General features: G+C 68.8%; 12 protein-coding genes. 5 read left to right on the top strand and 7 right to left on the bottom strand.

The window, feature by feature from the left end; translation table 11 throughout:
* Positions 1-7: 7 nt before the first annotated feature.
* A complete protein-coding gene (locus MVG78_RS04095; RefSeq protein ID WP_247558436.1) occupies positions 8-892 on the bottom strand; it encodes a branched-chain amino acid ABC transporter permease in 885 nt (294 codons plus the stop codon).
* 67 nt (positions 893-959) lie between these two features.
* A complete protein-coding gene (locus MVG78_RS04090) occupies positions 960-2,213 on the bottom strand; it encodes an ABC transporter substrate-binding protein (RefSeq protein WP_247558432.1) in 1,254 nt (417 codons plus the stop codon).
* Positions 2,214-2,358: 145 nt separating this feature from the next.
* Between MVG78_RS04090 and MVG78_RS04085 the strand changes: the two genes are divergently transcribed.
* Positions 2,359-3,009 carry a GntR family transcriptional regulator gene (locus MVG78_RS04085; protein ID WP_345892875.1) on the top strand — a complete coding sequence of 217 codons (651 nt, stop codon included), beginning with the start codon at positions 2,359-2,361 and terminating at the stop codon, positions 3,007-3,009.
* A 44-nt stretch (positions 3,010-3,053) separates the two neighbouring features.
* A complete protein-coding gene (locus tag MVG78_RS04080; protein ID WP_247558429.1) occupies positions 3,054-3,809 on the top strand; it encodes an SDR family oxidoreductase in 756 nt (251 codons plus the stop codon).
* Here the strand turns inward: MVG78_RS04080 and MVG78_RS04075 are convergent.
* Both MVG78_RS04075 and MVG78_RS04070 read right to left on the bottom strand, forming a co-directional pair.
* Positions 3,722-4,990: a 2-hydroxyacid dehydrogenase gene (locus MVG78_RS04075; protein ID WP_345892857.1), complete on the bottom strand. Its 1,269-nt coding sequence runs from the start codon at positions 4,988-4,990 to the stop codon at positions 3,722-3,724. The genes MVG78_RS04080 and MVG78_RS04075 overlap by 88 nt on opposite strands.
* A 259-nt stretch (positions 4,991-5,249) precedes the next feature.
* A complete protein-coding gene (locus MVG78_RS04070; protein ID WP_247558428.1) occupies positions 5,250-6,278 on the bottom strand; it encodes a zinc-binding alcohol dehydrogenase family protein in 1,029 nt (342 codons plus the stop codon).
* Between the two features lie 307 nt (positions 6,279-6,585).
* Here MVG78_RS04070 and MVG78_RS04065 point away from each other — a divergent pair, with 307 nt between their 5' ends.
* From MVG78_RS04065 to MVG78_RS04055, 3 genes are all read left to right on the top strand, one after another.
* On the top strand, positions 6,586-8,907 hold the full coding sequence (locus tag MVG78_RS04065; RefSeq protein ID WP_247558426.1) for an ATP-binding protein: 2,322 nt from the start codon (positions 6,586-6,588) through the stop codon (positions 8,905-8,907).
* 145 nt (positions 8,908-9,052) lie between these two features.
* A complete protein-coding gene (locus MVG78_RS04060; protein ID WP_247558423.1) occupies positions 9,053-10,645 on the top strand; it encodes an ABC transporter substrate-binding protein in 1,593 nt (530 codons plus the stop codon).
* Between the two features lie 121 nt (positions 10,646-10,766).
* The gene (locus tag MVG78_RS04055) at positions 10,767-11,042 is read left to right on the top strand and encodes a hypothetical protein (RefSeq protein ID WP_247558421.1); all 276 of its coding nucleotides are present in this window, start codon (positions 10,767-10,769) and stop codon (positions 11,040-11,042) included.
* Between the two features lie 123 nt (positions 11,043-11,165).
* On the opposite strand, the gene glpK is transcribed toward MVG78_RS04055, so the two are convergent.
* The 3 genes from glpK to MVG78_RS04040 all read right to left on the bottom strand — a co-directional run bounded on the left by glpK (position 11,166) and on the right by MVG78_RS04040 (position 16,730).
* Complete coding sequence (gene glpK, locus MVG78_RS04050; RefSeq protein ID WP_247558419.1) at positions 11,166-12,662, bottom strand: glycerol kinase GlpK; 1,497 nt, start codon at positions 12,660-12,662, stop codon at positions 11,166-11,168.
* Positions 12,663-12,716: 54 nt separating this feature from the next.
* The gene (gene glpD, locus MVG78_RS04045) at positions 12,717-14,246 is read right to left on the bottom strand and encodes a glycerol-3-phosphate dehydrogenase (protein WP_247558416.1); all 1,530 of its coding nucleotides are present in this window, start codon (positions 14,244-14,246) and stop codon (positions 12,717-12,719) included.
* 1,146 nt (positions 14,247-15,392) lie between these two features.
* Positions 15,393-16,730, bottom strand: a complete 1,338-nt coding sequence (locus MVG78_RS04040) for a sugar transferase (RefSeq protein WP_247558414.1) — start codon at positions 16,728-16,730, stop codon at positions 15,393-15,395.
* Between the last annotated feature and the right edge of the window lie 293 nt (positions 16,731-17,023).

The raw sequence follows: 17,023 nt of genomic DNA, 5'->3' as shown, positions 1-17,023 counted from the left end.
GGGAACCTCACTCGAAGCGCTGGATGCGCTCGCCCAGCAGGCCGCGCGGGCGCAGCAGCAGGACGAGGACCATCAGCAGATAGACGGAGGCCTCGGTGGCCGGGGGGAAGTAGTAGGCGGCGAGGCCGCGCACCACGCCGACGATGAGCGCCGCCAGCACCACGCCCCAGAAGGAGCCGAGGCCGCCGATCACCACCACGACGAAGGCGAAGGTCAGGATCTCCGCGCCCATGGTCGGCGTCACGCCGGTCACGGGCGCCATCATCGTGCCGGCCAGCGCGGCGAGCCCGACCGCGATCATCACCACCGCCGTCATGTAGGGCTTCAGCGAGATGCCGAGCGCCGCCACCATGTCCGGGTTCTGCACCCCCGCCCGCACCACGCGGCCGAAGGGCGTGCGCGTCAGCAGCAGCCAGAGCCCCGCGACGCAGAGCACGGCGACGCACAGGATGATGAGCCGGTACTTGGAATAGATGAAGTCGCCGATGAAGACCTGGCCGCGCAGCCAGAGTGGGATGGAGAAGGGCAGCGGCGCGGCGCCGAAGATCATGCGCAGCGCCTGTTCCGCCACCATGGCCAGGCCGAAGGTCAGCAGCAGGCTCAGGATCGGGTCGCCCCGGTAGAAGCGGCGGAGCATGAAGCGTTCCACCAGCAGGCCGAGCAGCGCCACCGCCACGGGCGAGACCACCAGCGCGCCGCCGAAGCCGATCGTGGGCGTCAGCGCCACGGCGAGATAGGCGCCGATGGCGTAGAAGGCGCCATGCGCGAGGTTGACGATGCCGCCCAGGCTGAAGATCAGCGACAGGCCCAGGGCGATGAGCAGGTAATAGGCGCCGATCAGCAGGCCGTTGAGGACCTGCTCCAGAACGAAGACGAATTCCACGATCCGCATTCCCCCCAAGGGTCACGTCGATGGCCGCGCCCGCCCTCCCGGCGGCGGGCGCGGCGTGTGACGGCGGTCAGGCCGGGAAGGTGCAGGCGTTCTCCGCCTGGGTGGTGGCGATGCTTTCCAGGCTCTCATCGGGCTTGGGGAAGCTGCCATCCGGCCTGAAGATGTCGTACTGGTTCTTCACCTGATCCGGCGGCAGGGCGGTGATGGCGTACATCTCCATCATCAGCTGGTGGTCCCAGGCGCGGAAATAGCCCTCGCGGCTCTTGGAGATATCGAACTTCGCGCCCTTCTCCAGATGCTCGACCACCTTGGCGGGCTCGATGGATTTCAGCTCGTTCATCGACTGCGCGATGACCTTCATCGCCGTGTAGTCGCTCCAGCCCTGGTTCTCGGGCGGCTTCTTCCACTTGGCGCGATAGGCATCGGCGAACTTCTTCGCGGAGGGCGCCTCCAGCATGTGGTGCCAGACGACCGGCCAGGTGCCGAGGAAGTTGCCCTGCCCGGCACCCCAGGCCAGCGCGATGTCGAAGCCGAAGCCCGCGACCGGATAGCTCAGCCCGAACTCGCTGTACTGCTTTAGGAAGTTCGTGACCTGCGCGCCGGCCAGGTTGCCGATCACCACATCCGGCCGCGCCTGACGGATCTTCAGCAGGAAGGGCGAGAAATCGGTGAGCTCGGTCGGCACGAGATCCTCGCCCGCCGCCGTGGCGCCGTTCTCACCGAGGAACTTCTTGGCGACGCGCAGCAGGTCATGGCCGAAGGCGTAGTCGGCGGTCATCGCGTAGTACTTCTTCCCCTTCACCAGCCCCTGTTCGAGGATGGCGCGCCCGGCGGTCTTCACCATCATCGAGTTCTGCGACTCGGTGTGGAACATGAAGCGGCGGCAGTCGGAGCCGCGCAGCGCGTCGGAATTGGCGCCGGTGTTGATGAACAGCACCTTCTCCCGCTGCACCACCTGCCCGATGGCCAACGCCGAGGCGGAATTGATCTCGCCCACGATACAGGCGACCTTGTCGCGCTGCGTCAGGCGCTCGGCCTTGGCCGAGGCGGTCTGCGGGTTGACGCTGTCCTCGTACAGCACCTCGACCTTGCGGCCGTTGATGCCGCCACCGGCATTGATCTCCTCGGTGGCGAGCTGCACCGCCTGCACCGCGAACTCGCCGAGCGGGCCGAGGAAGCCCGTGCGCGGCGTCAGGTGCCCGATGCGGATGACGTCCGGCTGCCCCTGCGAAAGGGCCGGGCGGGCCAGGCCGACAGGAAGAATGGTCGCGGCGCCGGCCATGAGGAGGCCGCGACGTGGCAGCAGCACGTTCTTGGACATCGTCTTTATCCCCTCAACAGGGCTCTTCGGCCCTTGTTGTGATCTGTGATCACAGTTAGCTTGCCGAAAGCATCAGCTCTTGTCCAGTCTCCTTCATGACCTCCGCCGCGGCTCTCGCTGACCTTCCCCCCTCGCCCGACGCACCCTGGGCGAGACCGTCTATGCCGCGCTCTCCGAACTCCTGGCCTCGGGCCGGCTCGGCCCCGGCGAAAGGCTCTCCCTGCGCGACAGCGCCGCGGCCCTCGGTGTCTCCGTGATGCCGGTGCGGGAGGCGGTGAGCCGGCTGGTGGCGGAACAGGCGCTGGAGGTCACGCCGGGCCGCGCCGTCCGCGTGCCGGTGATGAGCCAGAGCGAGTTCGAGGCCCTGGCCGAGACACGGATGGCCGTGGAAGGGCTGGCCGCGGCACGCGCCGCCACGCATCGCAGCGCCGAGGCCCTGGCCGCGATCCGCAGGGCGGAGAGCGCCTTCCGCCGGATGGCGGAGGAGAAGGAGCCGGACCGCGTGCGCCTCGTCGCGCTGAACCGCGACGTGCACTTCACCATCTACCGCGCCGCCTCGCTGCTGCCGCTGCAGGAGATCATCGCGCGCCTCTGGCTGAAGGCCGGACCGGTGCTGAATCTCGACCTGCGGGAACATCCCGAGCGCGTGCGCCAGGGTTCGGCGCTGCGGCGCCATGCGGAGGCCCTGGCGGCCATCGAGGCGGGTGACGCCGCCGGCGCCAGCGCCGCCATCGCCGCCGATATCCGCGACGCGGCGGATTTCATCATCGCGCATGGACGCCTGCCGGAAGGCTGACGGCCAGCGCCTGACAGGGAGGACGGAAAAGAATGGACCTGGGCATGAGCGGGCTGCGCGTGCTGGTGACGGCGGGCGCGGCGGGGATCGGGCGCAGCATCGTGGAGGCCTTCGCCGAGGAAGGCGCGCGCGTCTTCACCTGTGACGTGGATGCGGCGGGGCTCGCCACCCTGCCCGAGGGTATCGGGCATCAGGTCACGGATGTGGCCGACCGGGCGCAGGTGGCCTCGCTCTTCGAGACGGCCATCGCCACCCTCGGCGGGCTCGACGTGCTGGTGAACAATGCCGGCATCGCCGGCCCGACCGGCCCCGTGGAGGAGATCCACCCCGAGGACTGGGACCGCTGCATCGAGGTCTGCCTGACCAGCCAGTTCAACTGCGCGCGGCTCGCCATCCCGCATCTGCGCAAGAGCGGCAATGCCTCGATCGTCAACCTCTCCTCGGCGGCGGGAAAGTACGGCTTCGGCTTCCGCAGCCCCTATGCGGCGGCGAAATGGGGCGTCATCGGCTTCACCAAGTCGCTCGCCATCGAGCTCGGCGAAGCCGGCATCCGCGTGAACGCCATCCTGCCGGGCCTCGTCGCCGGCGACCGGCAGCGCCGCGTGCTGGAGGCGAAGGCGCAGCAGCGCGGCATCGGCTTCACGGAAATGGAGCGGATCGCCTTCTCCTACACCTCGATCAAGGACTACGTGACGCCGCGCCAGCTCGCGGATCAGATCCTGTTCCTTTGCAGCCAGCGCGGCGCCACGATCTCGGGGCAGGCCATCTCCGTGGATGGCGATACGCGGATGCTGGCCTGACATTCAGGTGTCACGCCGGCGTCCGGCCCCGGGGGAGGCTCCGCCTGCCCCCGGAACCCCCACCGCTGGGGACATGGTATGTCCCCAGACCCCGCCTTGAGTTGGCGCCGGTTGGCAAGGTCAGTCCGTAGCCCGATCCCTGAGAGCAAGTGGATCAGCGGGGCTCCCTGCAGGCGACAACAAGCGCCATCAAACCGGGTCAGGGCGCGCAGCGTCCTGGCGGATGGGGGCGGCCACAAGCGCAACCCGAGGCCGTCAGTAGCCCCGGCTGCGTTCCACCTCGCCCTGCATCGGCTCCCCCTCCGGTGGCGCAGGATATTGGCGATCAGGGCATCGGCCCCCGCCTCATGGCTGGTGGTGCTGGCGATATGTGGGGTCATCCAGATGCGCGGATGCCCCCAGAAGGGGTGATCGGGCGGTGGTGGTTCCGGGTCGCAGACATCCAGGATTGCCGCCGAAATATGCCCCGAATCCAGCGCCGCCAGCAGGTCGCCGGCCACCAGATGCGGGCCGCGCCCCACATTCACCAGCCCGGCGCCACGCGGCAGGGCGGCGAGGCTGTGGCGGCCCAGCAGGCCGCGCGTTTCCACCGTCAGCGGCAACAGGCAGACGAGGATATCGGCACCCGCCAGGAAGGCAGGCAGTTCCTCCAGTCCCGCATGGCAGACGATGCCGGGCAGGTCGTGACGGCCACGGCTCCAGCCCGACAGGGGGAAGCCGAAACCGCGCAGCCTCTCCAGCACCGCCCGCCCCAGCACGCCCAGGCCGAGCACGCCGACGCGCCGCTGCGCCGCCGGCACCGGCTTCTCCGGCTGCCACAGGCACTGCCGCTGGCGTTCGAGGTAAAGCGGCAGGCCGCGATGCAGGGCGAGTACGGAAAGAGTGACGTACTCCGCCATCCCCGCCTCCAGCCCCGGCTCGATCATGCGTACCACGCGCAGGGCCGGCGGCAGAGCGCGCAGGTCGAACTGATCCACTCCTGCCCCCACCGAGAACAGCACCTCCAGCGCCGGGAAGCGCGTGGCGAGGTCCTCCGGCGGCTGCCAGGCGGCGAGGTAGCGCACGGCGGCCGGGTCGCCCGTTTCCGGCCAGACATGGAAAGGCAGGTCCGGCAGCGCCCTGGCGAAGCGTGCGGCCCAGGCGGTGCCCCGCACCGGCTCCGACTTGTAGACGAGGCTCATCCGGATCTCCTCAGCCCAGCGCCTGGCTGACCAGGGCGACGTTGCGTGGCGTTGCGCCCCGCGCCATGCCGGTGGCGGGCCCGGCATCCTCCAGCCCCAGCTCCCTCAGCCAGGCCCATCTCCGCCGGCACGTCCAGCCGCATGAACCACGGAGCCCGTGCCACCCGAGGACCTCGCCGGCCATCCCCTGGCCACCCGGCGCCGTGTCGGGCTGCGCGACCTGCTGCAACGGATCGCGCCGCCATGACAGCCGCCCGTCTCAGAACCCCGTCAGCACGGTCTTGCCGATGGCCCGCCCACTTTCCAGCGTGGCATGGACGCGGCGCAGGTTGTCGGCGTTGATCGTGCCGGCCTCCTCGTGCAGCGTGCTGCGCAGGAAGCCTTCGTCCACCAGGGCCGCGACGGCGTTCAGCAGCCGGTGCTGGGCGATCATGTCCGCCGTCCGGAAGACAGGGCGCACGAACATGTACTCCCAGTGGACCGAGACGCATTTCCGCTTGAACGGCATGATGTCATAGGTCTTCGGGTCGTCGATCAGCGCCACCTTGCCCTGCGGCGCGATCAGCTTCGCCACGGCAGCCTGATGCCGGTCGGAGGCGGAAAGGCTGGCGACATATTCCGCCTGCCCGATCCTCACCTCCCGCAGCGCCTCGTCGAGCGGGCGGTGATGGTCGATCACGTGATGCGCGCCCATCTTCCGGCACCATTCGATGGTGGCGGGGCGGGAGGCGGTGGCCACCACGGTCAGCCCGGTCAGGCGCCGGGCGAGTTGCGTCAGGATGGAGCCCACGCCGCCGGCGCCGTTGATGACCAGCAGCGTCCCGCCCCCCGCCATGGGTCCTCCGGTCAGGGCGCCATAGGGCACGCCCAGCCGGTCGAAGAGCAGCTCCCAGGCGGTGATGGCGGTCAGCGGCAGGGCAGCGACCTCGGTGAAGGAAAGGCTGGCCGGCTTGCGGCCGACGATCCGCTCGTCCACCAGATGGAATTCGCTGTCCGTGCCCGGACGATCGATGCTGCCGGCATAGAACACCTCGTCCCCTGGCCGGAAGAGCGTCACGGCCGGCCCCACCGCCTCCACCACCCCGGCGGCATCATAGCCCAGCACCCGGGCCTCGCCCTCGGGTGGCGCCATGCCGTTGCGCACCTTGGTGTCCACCGGGTTGACCGAGACCGCCTTCACCGCGACGCGCAGGTCGTGCGGCCCGGGCTCCGGCACGGGCAGTTCCAGGTCGATCAGGGATTCATCATGGGCGATGGGCAGGTTCCTGCGATAGCCGACAGCCTTCATGACAGCTCTCCTCTGGCGGGCGGAAAGCGGCCGGGCCCTGGCCCGGCCCGCGCCCCCGCGCTCCATCATGGCAGGGGAACCGGCAGGACAGGCGAAAGCTGCATGGCCTGTCCCGGCCCCCCGCCCACAATATCCCACCATCCCTCCCGCTCCGTCACCCCATTCGCCCCCTCCGGCGCTCCGTCTGGCGAAGGCCCTGCCGGGGTGGCATCATGGCTCTCCCGACCTCCCCGTCATCCCGGAGGAGCACTGTTCCCCGCTCATCCCGGCGCCGGATCGGGGCTGGCCGCCGCAGAACCGAGTAGCAATGCTGACCAGGATCACCACAGAGGCAGCCCAGGGGCCGTGGCCGTTCGGCGGCGGCGATATCGGTGCACTGGTGCGGCAACCGGGCTTCGAGGCCAGCGGACTGGGACCGGTTTCCCAATGGCCGGGCTCCCTGCGCACCATGGCCGAGATGGTGTTCAACGCCCGTCAGGCGAAGTTCGTCGCCTGGGGACCAGACCTCGCCTTCCTCTACAACGACGCCTATGTGCCGATCTTCCCCGAGCGGCATCCGCAGGCCCTCGGCAAACCCTTCGCCGAGGTCTGGGCCGATATCTGGCCGCAGTTCGGTCCCATCGTGGAGCGCACCCTGGCGGGCGAGGCCAGCCATTTCCGCGAGCTGCCCATCCCGATGCTGCGCCACGGCCGGTGGGAAGACACCTGGTTCACCTTCTCCTACACACCGCTGCGCGACGAATCCGGCCGCATCGCCGGCCTGCTCTGCGCGACGATCGAGGTCACCGACCAGGTCATCGGCCGACAGCGGGAACAGGCGGCGCTGATGGCGCTGCGGCAGAAGACCGAGACACTGGCGACGGTGAACCGCGCCGGCATCTCGATCACGAGCGAGCTCGATGTCGGCCGCCTCACCCAGCTCGCCGTCGATGCGGGCGTCGCGCTGACCGGCGCGGAATTCGGCGCCTTCTTCTATAACGCGGAGGGCGAGACCGGACAGGACTACCGCCTCTATGCCCTGTCGGGGGCTGATCCCGCGGCCTTCGCGGGCTTCCCGATGCCGCGCAAGACGCCTCTCCTCGTGCCCAGCTTCGAGGGCCGCGCGGTGGTCCGCTCCGACGACGTGACCCGCGACCCGCGCTATGGCCGCAACGCGCCCCATGCCGGCATGCCGCCGGGCCATCTGCCGGTGCGCAGCTACCTCGCCGTGCCGGTCCGCTCCCGCACCGGGGCCCCGATCGGCGCCCTGCTCTTCGGTCATCGCGAGCCAGGCCGCTTCGACGACGGCAGCGAAAGCAGCTTGGTGAGCCTGGCCGGGCAGGCGGCGGTGGCGATCGACAATGCCCGTCTCCTGCAGGCCGCGGAGCGCGAGATCGCGCAGCGGCGCGAGGCCGAGGAACGCCTGCGGCAGCTCAACGAGACGCTGGAGGCCCGCGTCGCCACCGAGATCGCCGAGCGCCGGCAGGCCGAGCTCGCCCTGCAGCAGGCCCAGAAGATGGAGGCGATCGGCAAGCTCACCGGCGGGGTGGCGCACGACTTCAACAACCTCCTCCAGGTGGTCTCGGGCAACCTGCAGCTCCTGGCGGCGGATGTCACGGGGCGGGAGAAGGCGGAGCGCCGCCTCGCCAACGCCATGGCCGGTGTGCAGCGCGGCGCCAAGCTCGCCGCCCAGCTCCTCGCCTTCGGGCGGCGCCAGCCGCTGGAGCCGAAGGTGGTCAATGTCGGACGGCTGATCGCCGGCATGGAGGACATGCTGCGCCGCAGCCTGGGCGATGCGATCGAGATCGAGACGGTCGTGTCCGGCGGGCTGTGGAACACCCTGATCGACCCGACGCAGCTGGAGAACGCGCTGCTCAATCTCGCCATCAACGCGCGGGACGCGATGGCGGGCTGCGGCCGCATCACCATCGAGGCCGGCAACGCCATGCTGGATGCCGACTATGCGCGGCTGCACGCCGATGTCGTGCCCGGGCAGTACGTGCTCCTGGCCGTGAGCGACACGGGCAGCGGCATGCCGCCGGAGGTGGTGCGGCAGGCCTTCGAGCCCTTCTTCTCCACCAAGCCCGACGGCAAGGGGAGTGGGCTCGGCCTTTCCATGGTGCACGGCTTCGTCAAGCAGTCAGGCGGCCATGTGAAGATCTACAGCGAGCCGGGCCAGGGCACCGTCGTCCGGCTCTATCTGCCCCGCGCGCACCAGGGCGAGGATCAGCCCGTCTCGCTGGAAACCACCCCCATCGCCGGGGGCCGGGAGACCGTGCTGGTGGTCGAGGACGACGACAGCGTCCGGGCCACGGTGGTGGAGATGCTGAACGATCTGGGCTACCAGATCCTGACGGCACGCGACGCCGCCAGCGCCCTGACCGTGATCGAGAGCGGGGCCGCCGTGGACCTGCTCTTCACCGACGTCGTCATGCCGGGGACGCTGCGCAGTCCGGAACTGGCCCGCAAGGCGCGGGAAAGGCTGCCCGGCATCGCCGTGCTCTTCACCTCGGGCTACACCGAGAACGGCATCGTCCATGGCGGCCGGCTGGACCCGGGGGTCGAGCTCCTGTCCAAGCCCTATACGCGGGAGGCCCTGGCCCGCAAGATCCGCCACGTCCTGTCCAAGCAGCGCCCGCCCGGCGTGTAGCCTGCACGGCGGCAGACGGATCGCGATCCACGCCATCCCCCTTGCGGCCGGCACGGCAGGAGAGGAAGCATGGCGCCGTCACATCCGGGCGGGGAATGCCATTCCCCTTGACCGGCCATTCCGGGAAAATGGGAATCCCCTTGCCATGCAGCGACGCCAGTTCCTTTCCGCCACCGCAGCGATGGGCGCCTTCGGGGCGCTGTCCATGCCACGCCTCGGCCTGGGCGCGGAGAACAAGCTGCTGCGCTTCATCCCTGAGAGCGACTCAACGGTGCTGGACCCGATGTGGACCACCGCCACCGTCACCCGCAACCATGGCTATCTCGTCTTCGACACGCTCTATGGCCAGGACGAGAGCTATGCGATGCAGCCGCAGATGGTGGAGGGGCATGTCGTCGAGAATGACGGCAGGCTCTGGACCCTGACGCTGCGCGAAGGAATGAAGTTCCATGATGGCGAGCCGGTGCGCGCCATCGACGCCGTCACCAGCATCCGCCGCATCGCCGCGCGCGATGCCTTCGCCGCCGCGCTGATGGCCGCGACGGACGAGCTCTCCGTCGTCGACGACCGGCGCTTCCGCTTCCGGCTGAAGAAGCCCTTCCCCCTGCTGCCGAACGCCCTGGGCAAGACCGGCACCTCGATGCCGGCGATCATGCCGGAGCGCCTGGCCAAGACCGACCCCTTCACCCGCGTGGACGAGATGGTCGGCAGCGGCCCCTTCCGCTACAAGGCCAGCGAGCATGTCGCCGGTTCGCTCGCGGTCTATGAGCGGTTCGAAGGCTATGTGCCGCGCGCCGACGGCACGCCCAGCTTCACCGCCGGGCCGAAGCGCGCCCATTTCGACCGGATCGAGTGGCGGGTCATCCCCGATGCCTCCACCGCCGCGAATGCCATGCTGAACGGCGAGGCCGACTGGTGGCAGACGCCGACGGCGGATCTGATGCCGCTGCTGAAGGGCAACCGCGGCCTGAAGAGCTCGATGCTGGACCCCTCCGGCAACATGGCCATCATGCGCTTCAACACGCTGCATCCGCCCTTCGACAATCCCGCGATCCGCCGTGCCCTGCTGGGCGGGGTGAGCCAGAGCGACGTGATGATGTCCATCGCCGGCGAGGACCGCAGCATGTGGAAGGACAATGTCGGCGTCTTCAGCCCCGGCACGCCCTTCGCCAACGATGCGGGGATGGAGGCGCTCGCCAGCCCGCGCGACATGGACAAGGTGAAGCGCGACCTCGCCGCCGCCGGCTACAAGGGGGAGGCTGTGGCTCTGCTGGTGGCGACCGACTATCCGGACCAGAACGCGGCGGGCCTCGTGGTCGCCGACATGATGCGCCGCGCGGGCATGAAGCTGGACCTCCAGACGACGGACTGGGGCACGGTGGTGCAGCGCCGCGCGAAGAAGGACCCGCCCGCCCAGGGCGGCTGGAACGCCTTCATCACCAACCTGACCGGCACCAACAACTTCGACCCGGCGAGCCATCTCGGCCTACGCGGCAACGGCGACAAAGCCTGGTTCGGTTGGCCGAAAGCGCCGAAGCTGGAGGAGCTGCGCCAGCAATGGTTCGACGCGCCGGACGAGGCCGAGCAGAAGCGCATCTGCCGGGAGATCCAGGCCGACTTCATGCGGGAGCCGACCTACCTGCCGCTCGGCGCCTATTACCCGCAGACCGTGTTCAGCGCGAAGCTGACGGGGATGCGCAGCGGGCTGCCGCAGTTCTACGACATCCGCTGGGCCTGACCGGTCCGCCGCCGGGGGAGGTCCTTCCGGCGGCGGATGTCGCGGGCTTCATCCGGCGGCAATCACCCCGCCCGCCCCGTGCGGCGTTGCTTCCAGGCAAAGAGCTTCGGAGGACCGCTGCATGCGTCGTCGTATCACCCTCTCCGCCCTCGCGGCCCCACTGCTGGGGCTCGGCCTGCTATCCGCACCGCCACTGAGCGCCCCAGCCTCGGCCAAGGAAGGCGGCTGCATCAAGGACGGTGCGGTGGGCGCGGTGGCGGGGCATTTCGTCGGCAAAGGCCATGCCGTGGCGGGCGCCGCGGCGGGCTGTGCCGTGGGCGTCCATCGCCGCCATGCCGCCGAGAAGCAGGACCAGAAGCAGCAGGACGGAAAGGGCGGGAACGGCAGCTCCGGCTGAGCCGGCCGTTCCCGGGACGGGGTTGTGAGCCCTGTGGCGGGGATCACGCAGCCTGTGCGTGGGACTCCACAGTCAATATCCCCGTTATCCACAAACTTCTCCCCCGGGTGAGGGGGCGGGAGACTATTTCGCCGGAAGGGTGCGCTTCAGGGCATCCTTCCACCCCGCGATCATGCGGGTCCGCTGCTCCCCATCCATGCGCGGCTTGAAGACAGCCCCCCGCTTCCAGGTGGCGGCGACCTCGTCCAAGTCCTTCCAGACACCGACCGCGAGGCCGGCCAGGAAGGCGGCCCCCATGGAGGTGGTCTCCAGGCAGGCGGGGCGCTCCACCTCGGCCTGCAGCATGTCGGCCAGGAACTGGCAGAACCAGTCATTCGCCGACATGCCGCCATCGACCCGGATGGTCTTCAGTTGTCCGGCGCCATCCCGCTGCATCGCCCCGGCGAGGTCGAGCGTCTGGAAGGCCACGGATTCCAGCGCCGCCCGCGCCAGATGCGCCGCCGTCGCGCTGAAGGTCAGGCCGCAGATCAGGGCGCGTGCCTCCGGATCCCAGTGCGGCGCGCCCAGGCCCACGAAGGCCGGCACCATGTAGACGCCGTGGCTGTCCGGAACCCGGGTGGCCATGTCGTCCGTCTGCGAGGCATGGGTGATCACCCCCACGCCGTCGCGCAGCCATTTGATCGCGGCGCCGGCGACGAAGATCGCCCCTTCCTCGGCATAGACCGTCCTGCCGCCGAGGCGATAGGCCACGGTGGTCAGCATGCGGTTGTCCGAGGAGACCGGCTTCTCGCCGGTGTTCAGCAGCATGAAGCAGCCGGTGCCGTAGGTGGACTTGGCCATGCCCGGCGCGAAGCAGGCCTGGCCGATTACCGCCGCCTGCTGGTCGCCCGCCATGCCGGCGATGGGAATGGCACGGCCGAACAGCGCCGGGTCGGTCTCGCCGAAAACGGTGCTGTTGTCCCGTACCTCCGGCAACAGGGCTTCCGGGATACGGAAGAGCTTCAGCAGCCCGGCGTCCCAGCACTGGCGGTGGATGTCGAAGAGCAGGGTGCGCGAGGCGTTGGTGGCATCCGTCGCATGCACCTTGCCGCCGGTCAGGCGCCACAGCAGGAAACAGTCGATCGTGCCGAAGGCGAGTTCGCCGCGCTCCGCCCGCTCCCGCATCCCCGGCAGGTTGTCGAGCAGCCAGGCCAGCTTGGTGGCGGAGAAATAGGGGTCCAGCAACAGGCCGGTGCGGGCGCGCACCAGCTCCTCCGCTCCCTCCTGCTTCAGCCCCGCGCAAAGGGCGGCGGTGCGGCGGTCCTGCCAGACGATCGCGCGGTGGACGGGCCTGCCAGTGGCACGCTCCCACAGCACCACCGTCTCGCGCTGGTTGGTGATGCCGATGGCCGCCACCCCGGCACCGTCCGTGAGCCCGGCATGGTCCAGCGCCTCCCGCACCGTGTCCACCACATCGCGCCAGATATCCTCCGGCTCGTGCTCGACCCAGCCATCGTCCGGATAATGCTGGGCGAATTCCCGGCGCGCGATGGCGACCGGATTCGCCCCGGCATCGAAGACGATGCTGCGGGTCGAGGTCGTGCCCTGGTCGATGGACAGGACGTGGCGGGCTTCGCTCATGCTCGTTGGCTTCCGGAGGACGTTTCTCGGGACCGGACAGGCTGTCCAGGGGGTTCAGGCGGCGGAAAGGGTTTCGCGCGCCGGACGCGCCTGCACCAGATAGGCCTCCAGCCGCTCCGCCGTCCCGGCCGGGACATGCAGCCCGAGCTTGGAGCGGCGCCAGAGGATATCCTCCGCCGTGACTGCCCATTCCTCGCGGATCAGGTAATCCACCTCGGCCCGCCTCAGCCCGCCGCCGAAATCCTCGCCCAGATCCTCCAGGTGCCGGGCCGCGCCCAGCAGCCGGTCGGCCCGGGTGCCATAGGCCCGGGCAAGGCGATGGGACAGGCCCTCCGGCAGGAAGGGGAAACGTTGCCGCAGCCCGGCCAGGAAGCGGTCGAAATCCGCATCCGGCATGTCTCCACCGGGCAGGGGCGCGGTTTCCGTCCAGGCGGGCTTCAGCCCAGGCAGATGCGGCGCCAGCTTCTCCAGCGCATGTTCCGCCAGCTTGCGGTAGGTGGTGATCTTGCCGCCGAAGACGGACAGCAGCGGCGCCCGCCCTTCCGGCGCATCCACTTTCAGCACGTAATCGCGCGTGACCGCCGAGGCGTTCTTCGCGGCGTCGTCATAGAGCGGCCGCACGCCCGCATAGCTCCAGACCACATCCTCCGGCGCGACCTCCCGCCGGAAGTAGCGGTTGACCGTATCGCAGAGATACCGCGTCTCCTCCGCGCTGATCGAAACCGGGCCGGGCGCCTCGTTCCAGGGCACGTCCGTGGTGCCGATCAGTGTGAAATCGCTTTCGTAGGGGATGGCGAAGACGATACGGCGATCGGGATTCTGCAGGATGTAGCAATGGTCGCCCTCGTAGAGGCGTGGCACCACGATGTGGCTGCCCTTGACCAGCCGGACCCTGTCCGCATCATCGATCTTCAGGCGCCGGGTCAGCAGTTCGCTCACCCAGGGGCCGGCGGCGTTGACCAGGATCCGGGCCGTGACCATGCGCCGCTGGCCGCCGCGCAGATCCTCGATCTCCGCGCGCCAAAGGCCACCCTCGCGCTCCGCGCCGAGGAAGCGGGTGCGGGTGTGCAGTTCCGCCCCCTTCTCCGCCGCGTCGCGGGCGTTCAGCACCACCAGCCGGCTGTCCTGCACCCAGCAGTCGGAATAGACGAAGCCGCGCTCCACCCCCGGCTTGAGCGCGGAACCGAGTGGCGAGTTTCGGAAACGAACACCTGCCGAGCCCGGCAGGCGCTTGCGTCCACCCAGATGGTCGTACAGGAACAGGCCCAGCCGGATCATCCAGGCCGGGCGGACATCGTTCCGGTGCGGCAGCACGAAGCGCAGCGGCCAGATGATATGCGGCGCCGCGGCCAGCAGGCGCTCGCGCTCGATCAGCGCCTCCCGCACCAGCCGGAATTCGTAATATTCGAGGTAACGCAGCCCGCCATGGATCAGCTTGGTGCTGGCGGACGAGGTATGGCGGGCGAAATCGTCCTGCTCGACCAACAGGACCTTCAGCCCCCGCCCGGCCGCGTCGCGGGCGATGCCGGCGCCGTTGATGCCGCCGCCAACGACGAGAAGATCGTAATCCGTCTGGCTGGCCAAGTTCCTCGCTCCTCTCCCTGCCGCCTTTGCGGCGGCCGCGCGGCATCACAGGACGTCAGGCCCCGCAAAAGGAAGATAAGCGAAGAAAAAATGTTCTCAAGCGAAAATTGAGCGGCCACACAAGGCGCTCAGCGGCTTTCTCCCGCTCCTGGCTGTTCTGGTTTCGCTGTCCTTTGGGGGCAAGGCTCCGCCTCGCCCCCAAGCCCCCACTCCGCCAGGACGTCGCGCGCCCTGGACCCGATTCGTTGGCGCCTGCTGCGACCGGATCGCGCCGGAGAGCCTGGCTCTCCTGCGGCTGTGGACGCCACCGGCGCAAAGATGGTGATTTTTCTTGTCCGGAAGCCCCGCTGATCCATCTGTTTCCAGGGATCAGGCCAGAGGCCGACTTCGCATGCCGCGCCAACCAAAGGCGGGGCCGGGGCGAAGTGGAGCCTCCATCAGCCTAGCCACGAAAGCGGCGCCAAAGCCCACCGTCCGGATAAGGCGGGCTCTCGCCTGACGCAGTACCCGGCATCCACTTCCGGCCTGTCTTTATCCGGAAAGGGGACAGGGCGCCTGAAGCCGGCCCTTAACGTTTTCTCAACCGCCATCGCGGATGATCCTGGCCATGGATATCTGCCGCCACCGCATGGCCACTCCCTGGACGAAGTTTCCAGCCGGGTCTTGAGACTTTTATATCACTTCCTATAGTTGTATTTAGTCTTTGCGTTTTCGCGTGCTGGGGATTAAATCCAGTGAGCCTCGTGCCGGAGACATCATCGTGACGGACGCATTGGATCTGTCACCCCGTGCCCCAAACCAGCCGGACCAGCTCCGGCGCCCCTTGTCACGGAACTCGACCTACCCCTTTCCCTGGCCCAAGCCACGGCAAGGCGAAAATCCCGCCATCACCCCCGACAGGGCCCATGAGGAAGAAGGCGGATCGCTATGGCGGGGGCTGGCCTGGGCATCCGCGCTGGGGGCGGTCTTCTGGCTTGTGACCGGCTTCGTGGTTTATCGGCTGTTCTGACAAAAAATCCCCCCTTCTGGTCAGGAAGGGGGGGGACCGGCAGGTCCGGATGGTCGCAGGCATTCGTGCCTGAGCCTGTCTGGTGAAATCCGAGACGCGGAGGGGCGAAGTGTCGCCGCGCCGGCTTTCCCTTGATCTCAGTCGGCCTTCAGCGTCGCGAAGCCGCCGAACACGGTCTTGAAGATGATCTTCAGGTCCAGGGTGATCGACCAGTTGTCGATGTACCAGAGATCGAGATCCACGCGGCGATAGGCCTTGTCCAGCGTATCCACCTCGCCACGGGAACCGTTGACCTGCGCCCAGCCGGTCAGGCCCGGCTTCACGCGGTGACGGAGGCGATAGTGCTCCACGGCCTCGAAGTAGTAGTTGCCCTCGACCTTCATATGCGTCGCATGCGGCCGCGGCCCGACCAGGGACATATCCCCCCGCAGCACGTTCAGGAGCTGCGGCAGCTCGTCGATGCTGGTGCGGCGGAGGATGCGGCCGACCCGGGTCACGCGTGAATCGCGGGCCGTGGTCCGGGCCTCGCCGGTGGTGTCGCCCCTGTCCGTGTACATGCTCCGGAACTTCAGGATCTGCACGGGCTGCGTGCCGAGGCCGAAGCGCCACTGGCGGAAGAAGACCGGGCCGGGCGAGTCCAGCTTGATGGCGATGGCCGCCAGGATCAGCACCGGCGCGATGAGCGGCAGCGAGGCGAGCACCAGGGCGATGTCGAGGCCCCGCTTCACCGAATCACGCCAGTCGTCGAACTGGCCCGGCAGCAGGCGCAGCAGGACCGGATCGTCCAGGTGGCTGGAGCCGCGGGCGGCACGCTCCAGCGCCACCGCGTCGAAGCCGACGCAGATATGCACCGGGCGGTCGCCGAACTCCTCGCAGATGGCCTGGATGCCCTCGGCGTCCATGCCGGCCAGGGCGATGATGTCCACCTCGCCCTGCTCGATCAGCTGGTCGAGCATGACCATGTTCTCGGGCAGGTCGTCCTGCAGCACCGCCAGAACCTGGCGATGGCCTCGGCTGCGCTCGGTCAGGATGCGCGCCAGGGCGCCGGCCTGGGGCGAGGGGCCGAGGACCACGATATTGGTGGTCAGGCTTTCCGGCCCGGCGATCAGCCGCGTGCCCACCAGGCGCAGCGCCGCGGCCAGCGCGGTGGAGATGACGGCCCAGCTCGCCAGCAGCAGCAGGTCGCCGCCCAGGCCGGTCGCGGCGCCCAGCAGCAGACGGCCCATGGCGATGCCGCCGAAGGCGATCACCACCGCCGCCGCGCTGCGGACGGAGGAAACATAGGTGGAGCCGACATGATGGGCGCTGGTGCGGCGCAGGCCACGGCGCACGAAGAGCGCCAGCGTCGCCGCCAGCATCCCGACGCCGGCCACACGGCCCAGGCTCAGGTTCAGATCCGGCGTCGGTGCGGCCTGGAAGACGAGGCAAAGCGCCAGCCCCACCGCCATGACCTGTGCATAGTCACCAATCGCCATGAACAGCCGAAGCGTGCCCCGGCGGGGCCGCTGGCGTCGCTGCGGACGAAAGGCCGCCGGCTGAGACAGCATCTTCCGGATCGCCGGATTGGTCTTAATGCGTCTTGGGTCGCCCATGTTGTATCCCTCAACACAATACCGGTCAGTTGAACACGAACCGGATGTCCGACTTCTCGTGCTGTCGTGCTGTCGTGGTTCGTGGGGTCGCCCTATCTTTTGCACCGCAATATGGGCAAAAGCGAGCAAAACTTTTCGAACAATCTTGATAAAGATACTCGGATCATTTTTCGAAA

This window comes from Roseomonas gilardii subsp. gilardii, from assembly GCF_023078375.1.
GTDB classification, from domain to species: Bacteria; Pseudomonadota; Alphaproteobacteria; order Acetobacterales; family Acetobacteraceae; genus Roseomonas; species Roseomonas gilardii.
The sequence above is the reverse complement of the archived record's forward strand: the minus strand, read 5'-3'. Positions and strand labels throughout refer to the sequence as shown.